Consider the following 13,272-nt stretch of genomic DNA (forward strand, 5'->3'; position numbering starts at 1 on the left):
GCGTCAACGTTGATCGAAAGAGAAAACGCCCCGGCAATGTCACCGGGGCGTTTTCATTTGCCCGAAGCAGTGCAGAACGCCCCTTGCTCCCGCGTACAGGCAAATTTAGTTGGACGTCACCAATTTCAGATGCGCCCGTTTTCCAGTCCCGGAATTAAGAGTTTCCTCGTGCAGACTGAAATGCCGCTGCGCCTCGGCGAAGCTGTGAAACGCATTGTCTTTACCAGGATTGGGCTCACGATAGACATGCCCCATGTGCAGACCCGGGCTGGTGCCCAAGCGCAGATCCATTGTCTCGCGTGACCGGTTTGTTGCGCCTTTGATCTGGTCATAGGCTTTCTGGGATGTCACCAACGACGCAGTAGTATCTGCCTTGACGATGATGGCTGTCGTTTCGACCGACCGGATCGAAAACCGATGCGGACCGCGCTTCAGATCTCCGTCAACTTGCAATGCGCCAAGCACGCGTGTGATTTGACCATCCTCATCGCGCAACGGCAGCATCACCATCTGCGCCTCGACGGGCTTGCGGAAAGCTCTGGGCGCGGTGGTCAGAGACAAGGTGATCTGCGCGGGCATATCGAACAATGCTTCAAGCGCGCGATGCAGCTCTTTGCGGGCGTCGGCCTCAAAGAAGACCGAGATCGGCATTCCACGGACTTCCATGTCCATGACGTCATTCAGATGCTGCCCCGCCAGCCGGATACGGGCCAGTCCCGGCGCAATCTTTTCAAGGATGAAGGCTTCGTGCAGGGCACCCGCCATACCGCGCGGATCAATTTCTTGCCGGGTGGGGCAAAGACGTCCGTCGCACAGTGCATGCCAATAGGCTTCGACCTGCGCAATCGCAGGATAGGTTTTGCCCTGCCGGGCCGACAACAGCGAGACAACATTCCCGTTACTCAGATACTCGATTTTCATCTCTTTGTTCCCGACAATCTGGCCCTAGATGGGATCCGTCTGATCCTTGTTCATTCGGTGACCGTTTGTTAACGAATACGTAGGTAATGCTTACCGATGTCTTAATATGTCATATTCTGATCGAATTTGGCGGAAAATCTTATCAAATGGTTAACTACCCATGATTTACTCGATGACCGGATACGCCAGTGCCACTGGGGAACTGAATGGATTTACCTGGGTCTGGGATCTGCGATCGGTCAATGCGCGGGGGCTCGACATCCGGCTGCGACTGCCCGACGGGCTGGATGGCGTGGAAGACACGCTGCGCAAGGCACTGAAGCAAAAGATCGCGCGGGGGAATGTCTCGGTCACCTTGCGCGTCTCTCATCCGGATGACGACGGTCAGTACGCGGTGAACCCAGAGCGGCTGGGGCAGGCGATCTCGCACCTTCTGGCAATCTCGACCGAGGCCGAGATGCGCGGGCTGGCTGTAACACCGGTTTCGGCGACAGAGATCGCTCAGCTGCGCGGTGTGATCGAAGTACGCGCAGCGGACGCAGATAGCCGCGCGCCACTGATTGAAGCGCTAAAAGAACAGATCCCGGCATTGATCGAGGCTTTCATGTCGTCGCGACAAGAAGAAGGCCAAGCACTGGCTGATATCATGGCCGGGCAGGTGGATCAGGTGGAAACCCTTGTCGCGCAGGCGGAAGCACTTCTAGATGACCGCGCTCAGGCACAAGCCGATGCACTGCAAGATGCGCTGGCCCGGGTCATGGACGCGACTGAAGGCGCCGATCCTGATCGCGTGGCACAAGAGCTCGCCTTGATTGCCGTCAAAACCGATGTGCGCGAAGAGCTGGACCGCCTGAAGGCCCATTTGTCCGTTGCAAGGTCGCACTTGACTGCAGGGGACCCCGCGGGTCGCAAGCTCGACTTCCTGATGCAAGAGTTCAACCGCGAGGCCAACACCTTGTGTTCCAAGGCACAATTTAACGAACTGACCCGAGTGGGGCTTGACCTGAAGCATGTGATTGATCAGATGCGCGAGCAAGTTCAGAACGTGGAGTGACCCCATGAGTACCCCCGAAAACCGTCGCGGCCTTCTTATCATCCTGTCCTCGCCATCCGGTGCGGGGAAGTCAACGCTGGCCAAGCGGCTGATGGAATGGGACCCGACGCTCAGCTTCTCGGTCTCGGCCACCACCCGTGCACCGCGCGAAGGCGAAGTCGACGGCAAGGATTATCACTTCGTCGAAGAAGCAAAGTTCAAGGACATGGTGATCAAGGGCGAGATGCTGGAGCACGCCCACGTCTTCGGGAACTTCTACGGCTCGCCCGCAGAACCCGTGCGCCGCGCCATTGAAAGCGGCAAGGACGTGTTGTTTGACGTGGACTGGCAGGGCGAGGTGCAGATCCGCAATTCATCCATGGCGTCGCATTCCCTGTCGATCTTCATCCTGCCGCCGTCGATCACTGAACTGCGCTCGCGTCTGGTTGGTCGCGGTCAGGACAGCGACGAGGTGATCCAGAAGCGGATGCAGAAAAGCTGGGACGAGATCAGCCACTGGGGCAGCTACGATTACGTGCTGGTGAATGACGATCTAGAAGAGACAGCGCAAAGGCTGATCACCATCGTCGAAGCCACCCGCCAGCGCCGCAATCAGCAGCCAAGCCTGTTGGATCACGTGCGCAAGCTGCAAGCCGAATTTGAGGAGGGAGACGCATGATCTATGAATTGGACGGGATTGCCCCGGACATCGCCGAAGACGCGTTCATCGCGCCGGATGCTAACCTGATTGGCAAGGTGCAGATCGATTCGAAAGCCTCGGTTTGGTTCGGCTCGACCCTGCGCGGCGATAACGAGCTGATCCATGTGGGCGCGGGCTCGAATGTGCAGGAAAACTGCGTCTTTCACACCGATATGGGCTTTCCGCTGACCATCGGTCAGAACGTCACCGTGGGCCACAAGGTGCTGCTGCACGGCTGCACAATCGGCGACGGCAGCTTGATCGGCATGAACGCCACCGTGATGAACGGCGCGGTGATCGGCAAAAACTGCCTGATCGGGGCAGGGGCGCTGGTGACTGAAGGCAAGGTGATCCCGGATGGCTCGATGGTTCTGGGCGCACCGGGCAAAGTGGTGCGCGAGCTGGACGCGGCGGCGATCAAGGGGCTCGAGGCTTCGGCGCTGGGGTATCAGGCGAATGCGGCGCGGTTCTTGAAGGGGTTGCGGGCTAGTTAATCGATAGTCCAAATCCTTCTACAAGTTTGGTCGCTATATAAATTTGGAAGTTTTAGACAATGAAAAGCGCTTACCTACTATTACTTTCAATCCTGGCGCTGTCGTCCTGCTCTGTAGCGTTGTCTGAAGAACGAAAATCTTGGCCTAGAACCTGTGACGCGGCTGTTGAACAAATTTTAGCTGAGTTGCCCGAAGGCGAGCAGAGAAAGCTGGCAGAGTTCAATGAGGATGACCTGATTCAGCTTCACCTTAGTTTCGGAATGGGAATTCGAAATCAATTTGGGCTTTGGGCGGGTAACTGGCAACTGACTAAGGATTGCAGTGGCTCCACGTCCACTCATCCTGATGAGGTATCTTCAATCGTCACTGAGAAAACGTGGAAACGGGTTAGAGAAAAGTTCGGAGTGCAGTAAACAGCCGGCCAACTTGCAAACTAAGTAGAAAGGGCCACCCAATCGGGCGGCCCTTCGTCATTCTATCTGCAATCGCTTATGCGACGGCTTCTTTGGCCTCTTTCAGCCATGCCAGAACGGTTTCCGGTGCGCTTTCGCCATAGGGATCTTCGCCGTGGTTGTCTGCGCGGCCGGGCTCTTCGAACCATGCTTCAACAACACCGTCATTGATGACGGCGGCATAGCGCCACGAGCGGGCGCCGAAGCCCAGGTTGTCTTTCTGAACCAGCATCCCCATCAGGCGGGTGAACTCGCCCGAGCCATCGGGGATGACTTTGACGTTTTCCAGCTCTTGGTTGCGGGCCCAAGCGTTCATGACGAAGCTGTCGTTGACCGACATGCAGTAGATCTCGTCGATGCCTTCAGCTGCGAAATCGGCAAAGCCGTTTTCGTAACCGGGCAGCTGATAGGTCGAGCAGGTCGGGGTGAACGCGCCGGGCAGCGAGAACAGAACAACGCGCTTGCCTTTGAAGTAATCGTCCGAGGTCATGTCCTGCCAACGGAACGGGTTCGGGCCTTCGATGCTTTCATCACGAACGCGGGTGCGGAAGGTGATGTTGGGGACGGTAACGCCTGCTTTCATTGGGAAAATCCTTTACTGTCTAAGCGCGTGGCTGGGAATCGCTTCGCGCGTTGATGGAAGGATTAGAACGATTCCAAAAGTCTCTCAATGGGGATTTTCTGCAGCGCGACAATTTGCTCGGCACCTGCTTTCGGCTATGCGCGTGATGCATATCAGAAAAGCAGGGTTTCAAGGTGACTTGGGGGCACGGTGCGCTTATATAGGTCAGAACTACTGGCCCGGAGGAAAGCCATGCGTGATCTGAAAATCCCTGAAAGCCGCCACCCTGAAAAGGCGCATCGCAAGGATAATGCTCAGCCCAAGAAACCCAGCTGGATCCGCGTGAAAGCACCCGGCGGCAAGGGCTATGCTGAGACGCATAAGATCATGCGCGAAAACAATCTGGTCACCGTGTGCGAAGAGGCAGGCTGCCCCAATGCCGGCGAATGCTGGAGCCAAGGCCACGCCACCATGATGATCATGGGCGAGATCTGTACCCGTGGTTGCACCTTCTGCAACGTGGCCACCGGCAAGCCTGATGATCTGGACGCGTTCGAACCGGGCCGCGTGGCGCATGCGGTCAAGAAGCTGGGCCTGAACCATGTTGTGATCACGTCCGTAGACCGGGACGACCTGAAAGACGGTGGGGCAGAGCATTTTGCCCAGACCATCCGCGCCGTACGTCACCAGTCGCCGGACACGACGATCGAAATCCTGACGCCGGATTTCCTGAAATGTGACGACAGCGTGCTGGAAACCGTCGTTGAAGCGCGTCCAGACGTGTTCAATCACAACCTCGAAACCGTTCCGGGCCTTTATCCCGAAGTACGCCCCGGTGCGCGCTATTTCCACTCGCTGCGCTTGCTGCAGCGCGTGAAAGAGCTGGACCCCTCGATGTTTACCAAATCGGGCATCATGGTCGGGCTTGGCGAGGATCGACAGTCGGTCATGCAGATCATGGATGACATGCGCGCCGCAGACATCGATTTCCTGACCATCGGGCAGTATCTGCAGCCGACGCCGAAGCACCACGCGGTGGAACGCTTTGTGCATCCGGACGAGTTCAAGGATTACGAGACGGCGGCCTATGGAAAAGGCTTCCTGATGGTGTCCGCGACCCCGCTGACACGCTCGTCATATCACGCGGGCGACGACTTTGCGCAACTTCGTAAGGCGCGTGAAGAAAGTCTTGCAAAGGCCTGATAAGGTTAGGGTTTGGGCCTTCTGATGCGCTCGATCTCCATCCAATCGGGCGCGCCAATGAAGTATTCATACGCGAACAACGCCAGACAGATCGCAATCACGGTCAAAACCAGCATCACCCGTTTGGCCGAGGGCGGATTGCGTGCCCATTTTGACATCCGGAGAAGCCAAAGCGGGTTCATAGCTTAGTGTTCGCCGTCTTGGGTGTCTAGAAAGCGCACCTTGCCGATGTGGGGCAGGTTGCGATTGCGTTGGGCATAGTCGATGCCATAGCCCACGACGAACTCGTCCGGGATCTCGAACCCGGTCCAGTCCGCCTTTACATTGACCTCGCGTCGGGACGGTTTGTCCAAAAGCGCGATGGTGCGTAGCTTGCGCGGGCCTTTGGCTTTAAGCAGCTTCACCACATGCTTCAGGGTAAAACCCGTATCGACGATGTCTTCGACGACCAGTACATCGCGCCCGGCAATCTCGCCCCGCAAATCCTTGAGAATGCGGACTTCCCGGCTGCTTTCGGTCGAATTTCCGTAAGAGGAGGCCTCCAGAAAGTCGACCTCGACCGGCAGATCAAGTTCGCGCACCACATCGGCGATGAACACGAACGACCCCCTCAGTAACCCGACGACAATCAATTTGTCGGTACCATCGAACTCGTCGTGGATCTCTTTCGACAGTTCTTCCACCCGCGCCGCGATTTGCTTGGCCGAGATGAGCGTATCAATGACATATGGTCGCTGAACCATTGCTTCCCCCTTGATTCTCGTCTGCATTCCTAAGACATGTGCGTCTGACAGAGAAGGAAAAAGCCTAACATGCCCACTCATGGCGAAAAACGCGTGATGCCGTATACGGCCGATCAAATGTACGATCTGGTGGCAGATGTTGGTCGCTATCCCGAGTTTCTTCCGTGGAATTCGGCCGCGCGGGTGCGTCGGGTGGTGCCGTTGGAAGGCGGGCGCCAGCTGATGGAGGCTGATTTGGTGATCAGCTTCAAAGTCTTCCGCGAACGCTTCACCAGCCGCGTCACCTTGGATCAGACAGGGCGTCGGATTGATACGGAATATCTGGATGGTCCGTTCAAGTATCTGAAATCCTTCTGGATCTTCAACGATCACCCGCAGGGCTGCGAGGTCGAATTCTTCGTGGATTTCGAGTTCAAAAGCCCAATGCTGCAAAAGGTGATCGGCCTTGTGTTCAACGAGGCAATGCACCGGATCGTGGCGGCGTTTGAGAAACGTGCCGCCGCACTGTATCGGCGCTGATTAGCTGATCAAAAGCAGAACGATCGCGATCAGGGCGGGCAGGGCTTGCACCTGAAAGATCTTCTTAGATGCGGTCGCTGCGCCGAAAATGCCCGCGACGGCAACACAGGCCAGAAAGAACAGCGCGACATTCTGCGCCCAAGCGGGATCGGAAATCAGGCGCGACCAGATCAGGCCAGCGGCCAGAAAACCGTTATAAAGCCCCTGATTGGCTGCCATCGCCTTCGTGGGCGCAAACAGATCGCGCGGGAAGCTTCGGAACACCTTCGGGCCACGGCTTTCCCAGGCGAACATCTCGAACCACAAAATATAAAGGTGCAGCGCTGCGATCAGCAGGATCAACACAGTTGCCAAAACACTCATGACCTAGTCCTTTTCGGCAAGGGGGTGGTGGGTGAAGACCAACTCGCGCAGGCGCTCTTCCAGAACATGCGTGTAGATTTCGGTGGTGGCAAGATCAGCATGGCCAAGCAGGGCCTGTATTGACCTGAGGTCAGCGCCATTGGCCAGAAGATGTGTCGCAAAGGCGTGGCGCAGACGGTGCGGCGTGACGTCATTGGGTGATACACCGGCGGCCACCGCGATGTCCTTGATGATCGCATAGAAGCGATGCCGGGTCAGATGGCCCAAGGCACCCGTCGAAGGAAACAGGAAAGCAGAGGGTTTGACGCCCTTTTCGATACGTGCGGTGTCTTCGATGGTGTCTCGATACTCCAACCAGTCAGACAGCGCAGAGCGGGCTTCAGAAGACAACGGAACCAGCCGGTCCTTGTCGCCTTTCCCGCGGATCAAGAGAAGCTGAGGGTCGCCACGGGCGGCAGACACAGGCAAGGACACAAGCTCGCTCACCCGCATCCCAGTAGCATAGAGAAGCTCCATCAGGCAGATGTTACGCAGGCGATCCGCATCGGTGCGACCCACGGTGCGCGTTGCGTCCAACAGGGCTTCGACTTGCTTTTCTGACAAGGTTTTGGGCAGCGATTTCATCTGTCCCGGACCGCGAATTTTCAGGGCGGGATTGTCCGTGCGCCAGCCTTCTTCGTAGGCAAAGCGGAACAGCTGCTTGATCGAGGACAGCCTGCGTGCGCGGGTCGAGGTGGCCAGGCCCTGAACATCGCAATCAACCAAATAGGCTTCGATGTCGGATCGCGACAGGTTGCCGAATTGCGCAGATCGGTCTTCGACAAATTCAGTAAAGGCTTTCAGGTCGCGCCCATATGCCAGTCGCGTGTTTTCTGATGCCCCAAGTTCGGCCGCCTGCGCGTCCAGAAACGCAGAAATCCAGCGCGCGTGGTCGGGGGTCATCCGCGTCTCTCGAGGATCAGAACCTCGAGGGCAGCCTGACGGGCAACCCGTTCCAATCCAATCTGCCGGAAGAAGGCCAGAGCATCGGCGATCTCGTCCAGATTGCCGTGGGTACCGCTTTCATAAAGCGCGATGGCGCGCAGGATCGCCTCGCCCACTCGGTTGCTATCCATCAGGGATTTCAGGCGCACGGGAACTTCGCCTGCATTCATCCCGTCGATCACTGCGCGTGATGTGGCATTGTAGCCCAAGGCGGTTTCCGTGTTGCCAAGGGCAATCGCCGTCAACAGGGCCTCTTTTCCGTTGCCGCCGCTGGCGGGCCACGAGGCCGCAAATTCCTCGCTTTTGGTCGAAAGAAGCCCCAAAGACAGGGCCACGCGGCGCGCATCCCGATCCTGTGGGATTTTAGAAATCAGCCGCTCACCAAACAGATGCGCAAAGGGAACTTCCAGCGCGGCATCCTCGATCTGTGGCCAGAGGGACACCAAAGATGCATCCAGTGCGGAAGCGTTGCCGCTGTTCAGGCTTTGCTCTAACCGGCGTACGGTTTGCATCCGGTCCCAGATCCCGCCCGAGGCCGCAGGGCGACGCTCGGTGTAAAGCCCCAGTAGCTGGTTCGGCGTAGCGGCACCCACACGTGCCAGACGTTCGGCCGCTTCAGCACGGGCTTTCCAACCGATATTGGCGCGCAGATCTGCCTGGGCAAAGGCCAGCGGCAGGTTTCCAGTCGGAATATGCTCGCCAATCGCTTCGAACATGCGGAAGGTCAGGGGGGTCAGGTCTGGCGGGCGACGCAGTGGCGGCTCGCCTTCGAACAGGTCGGGATCAAGAAAACGCGCCAGAAGCGCGTCCTCGAAATCCGAGATATACCCCAGCGCCCGCCCAGTTTCGAGCGTCAGGACGGCCGCTTCCCAGTCCCCCGAGCGAGCCATGCAGAACACACGCGCGGGGAAGGTCGGGCTGAGATCAGGTGAGTTGGTCAGGATCTCGCAAAAGCGATCTTCGGACCCCAGAAGCAGAGCAGTATCAAACCCGCGACGGAAGACGCGCGGATTGCTGGTTCCCGCGCGGTTCAACAGCGCTTCGGCCTGATCCAGCGCACCGATGGACAAAAGCCGATCCACCCGCGCCATGAACAGGCGGTCATCCCCAGTGCGCGCGCCTTTGGGCGGGTTCAGCTCGGCCAACAGAAGTGTGTTCAAAAGATCCTGCATTGCCGGGTACAGGTACAATGGCATCCCTGCGATGCGCCGCGCCAGATCGTCTGGGCGGGAGTGCCCCCACAGATCGCGCGAAAAGCCAGTGGTCGCGCTGGACAGCAGCCCAACGGCATCCAGCACCGGGGTTTCCAGAAGGCTCATCGTGACTTGTGCAACAGAGGCGCCAGTCGTTACATCAGGTTCGCTTGGGTCAGGGGGCAGGACCGCGCTGTCGATGGACGGAGGCGGCAGCGCCACGCTGTCCGACAACCAACCGATGGCCGACATGGGCGCGCCATGCGACGTCTGCGCCTGCACCGATCCCGCGGACAGGGCAAAAACCGCGCCTAAAATCACGGCTTTACAAGGGGCATTAACCGCCATTCAGCGTCACAGTGGAGCTTTGCGGCGCGCTGGGGGGGGACATATCGCCCAGATAGGCATAGCCCGACAGCCCAATCACACCCAAAATCGCCAGAAAGAACAAAAGCTTGATCAAGCGGATCAGCATAGAGGAACACCTATTTTTCTGCCTCGGTCTTCGTTTTGCTGATTTTATAACTGGTATTTCCGACAAGATCACGCCATTCAGGAAAGAAATCTGAATTTGGGCAAGTGGGCGCCGCTTTGGCATTCAAATTAAAGAAATCCATCGTCATGGTGGGCATGATGGGGGCGGGTAAAACCGCAGTCGGACAGGCGCTGGCTGCCCGATTGGATGTGCCGTTTTTGGACAGCGACGAAGAGATCGTGCGCGCCGCCAATATGTCGATCGCCGAAATCTTCGAGCGCGACGGAGAAGCCTTTTTCCGCGACCGCGAGACCGAGGTGATCGGACGTTTGCTGGATGGAGAATGTGCCATCTTGTCGACCGGCGGAGGTGCCTTCATGGCAGAACGCAATCGCACGATGATCAGCGACCGCGGGGTGTCTGTTCTGCTGCGTGCGGATCTTGAGATTTTGTGGAACCGGGTCAAGCACAAGGACACGCGCCCTTTGCTGCGCACGCGCGATCCAAAAGCCACACTGACCGAGATTTATGATGCCCGCGTACCGGTTTACGAGCTCGCCGATTTGGCTGTGGATGCCCATCCTGACTATACCATCGCGCAGATGACCGAGGCGGTGATCGAGGAGTTGAAAACCCGCCCGGATGTGCTTGAGGAGATCCCCGCATGACCACCGTTCACGTCCCATTGGATGACCGCTCCTATGACGTCCGTATCGCACCGGGTCTGATTGCACGCGCCGGTGCTGAAATCGCCCCCTTGCTGCCGCGCCCGAAGGTCTGGATCGTGACGGAAGAAACCGTTGCGGGGCTGCATCTTGAGGCATTGAAAGCTGGACTGTCCACCGAAGGGATTGCCTCGGAAGCGCTGATCCTGCCACCCGGTGAAAGCACCAAAAGCTGGCCATTCCTGATGCAAACCGTCGAATGGCTGCTGGAGCAAAAGGTCGAGCGCAAGGACGTCGTGCTGGCCTTTGGCGGCGGCGTGATCGGAGACCTTGTGGGCTTTGCCGCTGCGATCCTGCGCCGTGGTGTGCGCTTCGTACAACTGCCGACATCTCTGCTAGCGCAGGTGGACAGTTCGGTGGGCGGCAAGACCGGGATCAACGCACCGCAGGGCAAGAACCTGATTGGCGCGTTCCACCAACCCTCGCTTGTTCTGGCCGATGTTGACGTATTGGGCACGCTGAAGCCGCGTGATTTTCTGGCAGGCTATGGCGAGGTTGTGAAATACGGCGGTCTTGGCGATGCGTCCTTCTTTGATTGGCTCGAGATGAATGGCCCCGCGCTGGCGGCGGGAGATCTGGCGCTGCGAGAAGAGGCCGTGCGTTGGTCAGTGCAGATGAAGGCCGACATCGTCGTACGGGATGAGACCGAGCAAGGCGACCGCGCGCTTTTGAACCTTGGCCACACCTTTGGTCACGCGCTTGAAGCAGCGACTGGATATTCCGATCGTCTGTTGCATGGCGAAGGCGTTGCCATTGGCTGTGCGCTGGCGTTTGAAACCTCGGCCCGGTTGGGGCTGATGAGTCAAGAAAGCCCCTCGCGTTTCCGCGAGCATCTGGCGGCGATGGGCATGAAGAAAGACATCCGAGACATCCCCGGCGATCTGCCAGATGCGGATGGTCTGATCGCGTTGATGGCGCAGGACAAGAAGGTCGTACAGGGCAAGCTGCGCTTCATTCTGGCGCGCGCGATCGGCGATGCTTTCGTGGCAGATGATGTCGACATGGGCGTGGTCAAAGACGTGTTGACCGAGGCACTGGCTGACGGATAAGCCGTTCCGCCCGCTATTTGCGTGCGTTGGCGATCACCATCAGCTCGCCCACATTTTCGCGCGTGATATAGCCCAGCAGATGCCCCTCGGCATCCAGCACCGCCACTGTTGGCGCCGTGCCCATCCGTTCCAGGATCATTTCAAGCCCGTCGGTCAATGCGGCGGACGGAACGGGTGTCATCACATCCCCGACATGGGTGCCCGAGGCGCCCTCGGCCATCGCGTGAAACAGGGCTTCGCGGGTCAAAAATCCAGCCAGTTGGCCTTCGGGGTCGAGCACTGGAAACTCGTGCTGCGTGGTCCGGATCAGCGTGGTGGCCGCAAGGGCGATGGGATCCTCGGGGCGTAGGCTTTCATATTCCGTGATCATCGCATCGCGCGCCATCAGCTTGCGGGCCACATCCCGCATGGCAACGTCGGCGCTTTCGCCACCCGCCGCTATGAAGATGAATCCTGCGATCAGTACCAGCATCAGGTTGCCGGACATAAGACCCGTCAACGCCATCAGAAAGGCCACCATCTGGCCCGCGCCGGCCGCAATGCGTGTCGCTCTGACGCGGTCGGTAAACATCGACAGAACTGCGCGCAGCACCCGTCCGCCATCCATCGGGAAGGCCGGAACCATGTTGAAAACGGCGAGGATCAGGTTCAGCGTCGCCAATTGCGAAGGCAGGGTGGACGGCGTGATCGCCATGCCGGTCAGCTGCTCGGTCTCGGTCGGTGCACCGATTAGCAGCGTCAGAACCGCCCAGATTACCACATTCACTGCGGGGCCAGCCAAGGCGACCAGAATTTCCTGCCGCGGGTTTTCGGGCATGCGTTCCAGTCGCGCCAACCCACCGATGGGCAGAAGCGTCACGTCGGGTGTACGAATGCCAAACCGGCGCGCCATCAAGGCGTGGCCGAATTCATGCGCCACAACGCAGGCAAAGAGCAGAAGAACGAAGACGATGGTCCAGAGCGCGGCTTCGGGTCCCTGTTCAGACCAGGTCGAGGCGCCAATGAAAGCCAGCAGCAGAAAAAAGGTCACATGGACGCGCAGCTGCGAGCCAAAGAGGCGCCCGATTGGAAAGGACCATATCATCGCGCGCCTCCTTCTTTTCTGTTCGTTTTAGAACGGGATTTCGTCGTCGAAACCGCCGCCTGCCGGGGCCGGACCGCTGTCGCCGCCACCAAAACCACCGCCTTGGCCTCCGCCATAGCCGCCGCCCTGATTGCCGCCACCGTAGCCACCTTGACCACCGCCATAGCCGCCACCTTGGCCACCACCGCCTTGGCCGCCGCTGCGGCCATCCAGCATGGTCAGCGTGCCGTTAAATCCTTGTAGCACAACTTCGGTCGAATAACGGTCATTTCCGGACTGATCCTGCCACTTACGGGTCTGAAGCTGACCTTCCACATAGACTTTCGAGCCTTTGCGAAGGAATTGCTCACACACGCGCACCAGTCCTTCCGAGAAGACGGACACGGTATGCCACTCGGTTTTCTCGCGACGTTCGCCGGTGTTGCGGTCTTTCCAAGTTTCCGAGGTAGCAATGCGCAGGTTGCACACTTTGCCACCGTTTTGGAAGGTCCGTACCTCGGGATCGGCACCCAGATTACCAATAAGCATGACCTTGTTAAGCGAACCCGCCATCCTGCGTCCTTTCGATTCTAGATTGGTCCATATGGTTACACCATATACCGGCGAGGGGAACGCGATTTCTGTGCCGGGTTTTCCCGAATGCGCTTAGTTTCGCGCTATTGGTCGCGCAACACTTCCCAGCGGGGCAACGAGCCCCTATATTGGCGCTGTATTCAAGTTGGGGGCGAAGCATTGCGCCAAAGAGTTTTCACAATCGCTGGGCTAAGCATTG

At 58.4% G+C, this 13,272-nt stretch carries 18 protein-coding genes; 8 read left to right on the plus strand and 10 right to left on the minus strand.

From position 1 onward, the window contains the following. Positions 1-105 precede the first annotated feature (105 nt). Positions 106-921, minus strand: a complete 816-nt coding sequence (locus MWU53_RS04685) for a PAS domain-containing protein (RefSeq protein WP_247090960.1) — start codon at positions 919-921, stop codon at positions 106-108. 160 nt (positions 922-1,081) lie between these two features. Here MWU53_RS04685 and MWU53_RS04690 point away from each other — a divergent pair, with 160 nt between their 5' ends. The 4 genes from MWU53_RS04690 to MWU53_RS04705 are packed head-to-tail and all read left to right on the plus strand — an operon-like array spanning position 1,082 to position 3,561. Beyond that, positions 1,082-1,975 (plus strand): YicC/YloC family endoribonuclease, encoded by an 894-nt coding sequence (locus tag MWU53_RS04690; protein WP_247090961.1) that lies wholly within the window; start codon positions 1,082-1,084, stop codon positions 1,973-1,975. A 4-nt stretch (positions 1,976-1,979) separates the two neighbouring features. Then, on the plus strand, positions 1,980-2,633 hold the full coding sequence (gmk, locus tag MWU53_RS04695; protein WP_247090962.1) for a guanylate kinase: 654 nt from the start codon (positions 1,980-1,982) through the stop codon (positions 2,631-2,633). Next, the gene (locus MWU53_RS04700; protein ID WP_247090963.1) at positions 2,630-3,148 is read left to right on the plus strand and encodes a gamma carbonic anhydrase family protein; all 519 of its coding nucleotides are present in this window, start codon (positions 2,630-2,632) and stop codon (positions 3,146-3,148) included. Before gmk ends, MWU53_RS04700 begins: the two co-directional genes overlap by 4 nt. Before the next feature lie 59 nt (positions 3,149-3,207). Then, positions 3,208-3,561, plus strand: a complete 354-nt coding sequence (locus MWU53_RS04705; RefSeq protein WP_247090964.1) for a DUF6794 domain-containing protein — start codon at positions 3,208-3,210, stop codon at positions 3,559-3,561. A gap of 76 nt (positions 3,562-3,637) precedes the next feature. Here MWU53_RS04705 and MWU53_RS04710 read toward each other — a convergent pair whose 3' ends face one another. After that, positions 3,638-4,183 (minus strand): peroxiredoxin, encoded by a 546-nt coding sequence (locus MWU53_RS04710; protein ID WP_247090965.1) that lies wholly within the window; start codon positions 4,181-4,183, stop codon positions 3,638-3,640. Positions 4,184-4,414: 231 nt separating this feature from the next. Here MWU53_RS04710 and lipA point away from each other — a divergent pair, with 231 nt between their 5' ends. Then, entirely contained in the window at positions 4,415-5,365 is a 951-nt protein-coding gene (gene lipA / locus MWU53_RS04715) for a lipoyl synthase (RefSeq protein WP_247090966.1), read from the plus strand. Positions 5,366-5,370: 5 nt separating this feature from the next. Here the strand turns inward: lipA and MWU53_RS04720 are convergent, their stop codons facing one another. Together MWU53_RS04720 and hpt are read right to left on the minus strand one after the other, a co-directional pair. Beyond that, positions 5,371-5,523 (minus strand): hypothetical protein, encoded by a 153-nt coding sequence (locus tag MWU53_RS04720; protein ID WP_247091796.1) that lies wholly within the window; start codon positions 5,521-5,523, stop codon positions 5,371-5,373. A 27-nt stretch (positions 5,524-5,550) separates the two neighbouring features. Continuing rightward, positions 5,551-6,108 (minus strand): hypoxanthine phosphoribosyltransferase, encoded by a 558-nt coding sequence (gene hpt, locus MWU53_RS04725; RefSeq protein ID WP_247090968.1) that lies wholly within the window; start codon positions 6,106-6,108, stop codon positions 5,551-5,553. Between the two features lie 69 nt (positions 6,109-6,177). Here hpt and MWU53_RS04730 point away from each other — a divergent pair, with 69 nt between their 5' ends. Further along, positions 6,178-6,627: a type II toxin-antitoxin system RatA family toxin gene (locus MWU53_RS04730; protein WP_247090970.1), complete on the plus strand. Its 450-nt coding sequence runs from the start codon at positions 6,178-6,180 to the stop codon at positions 6,625-6,627. Here MWU53_RS04730 and MWU53_RS04735 read toward each other — a convergent pair whose 3' ends face one another. Genes MWU53_RS04735 through MWU53_RS04750 form a run of 4 tightly spaced genes read right to left on the minus strand, consistent with a single transcriptional unit; the run spans position 6,628 to position 9,642 of the window. Beyond that, entirely contained in the window at positions 6,628-6,990 is a 363-nt protein-coding gene (locus MWU53_RS04735; protein ID WP_247090971.1) for a DUF1304 domain-containing protein, read from the minus strand. 3 nt (positions 6,991-6,993) lie between these two features. Then, a complete protein-coding gene (locus MWU53_RS04740; RefSeq protein ID WP_247090973.1) occupies positions 6,994-7,932 on the minus strand; it encodes a site-specific tyrosine recombinase XerD in 939 nt (312 codons plus the stop codon). Then, complete coding sequence (locus MWU53_RS04745) at positions 7,929-9,515, minus strand: hypothetical protein (RefSeq protein ID WP_247090974.1); 1,587 nt, start codon at positions 9,513-9,515, stop codon at positions 7,929-7,931. Before MWU53_RS04745 ends, MWU53_RS04740 begins: the two co-directional genes overlap by 4 nt. Next, positions 9,505-9,642 (minus strand): hypothetical protein, encoded by a 138-nt coding sequence (locus tag MWU53_RS04750; RefSeq protein ID WP_247091798.1) that lies wholly within the window; start codon positions 9,640-9,642, stop codon positions 9,505-9,507. Before MWU53_RS04750 ends, MWU53_RS04745 begins: the two co-directional genes overlap by 11 nt. 116 nt (positions 9,643-9,758) lie before the next feature. Here MWU53_RS04750 and MWU53_RS04755 point away from each other — a divergent pair, with 116 nt between their 5' ends. Both MWU53_RS04755 and aroB read left to right on the plus strand, forming a co-directional pair. Beyond that, on the plus strand, positions 9,759-10,310 hold the full coding sequence (locus MWU53_RS04755; RefSeq protein ID WP_281501305.1) for a shikimate kinase: 552 nt from the start codon (positions 9,759-9,761) through the stop codon (positions 10,308-10,310). Beyond that, positions 10,307-11,416 carry a 3-dehydroquinate synthase gene (gene aroB / locus MWU53_RS04760; RefSeq protein WP_247090976.1) on the plus strand — a complete coding sequence of 370 codons (1,110 nt, stop codon included), beginning with the start codon at positions 10,307-10,309 and terminating at the stop codon, positions 11,414-11,416. The genes MWU53_RS04755 and aroB overlap by 4 nt, the downstream gene beginning before the upstream one ends. Before the next feature lie 13 nt (positions 11,417-11,429). Here aroB and MWU53_RS04765 read toward each other — a convergent pair whose 3' ends face one another. Continuing rightward, positions 11,430-12,500 carry a site-2 protease family protein gene (locus tag MWU53_RS04765; RefSeq protein WP_247090978.1) on the minus strand — a complete coding sequence of 357 codons (1,071 nt, stop codon included), beginning with the start codon at positions 12,498-12,500 and terminating at the stop codon, positions 11,430-11,432. 27 nt (positions 12,501-12,527) lie between these two features. Next, the gene (gene ssb, locus MWU53_RS04770; protein WP_247090981.1) at positions 12,528-13,052 is read right to left on the minus strand and encodes a single-stranded DNA-binding protein; all 525 of its coding nucleotides are present in this window, start codon (positions 13,050-13,052) and stop codon (positions 12,528-12,530) included. Between the last annotated feature and the right edge of the window lie 220 nt (positions 13,053-13,272).

It is taken from the genome of Aliiroseovarius sp. S1123 (assembly GCF_023015885.1).
In the GTDB taxonomy this organism is placed as follows: Bacteria; Pseudomonadota; Alphaproteobacteria; order Rhodobacterales; family Rhodobacteraceae; genus Aliiroseovarius.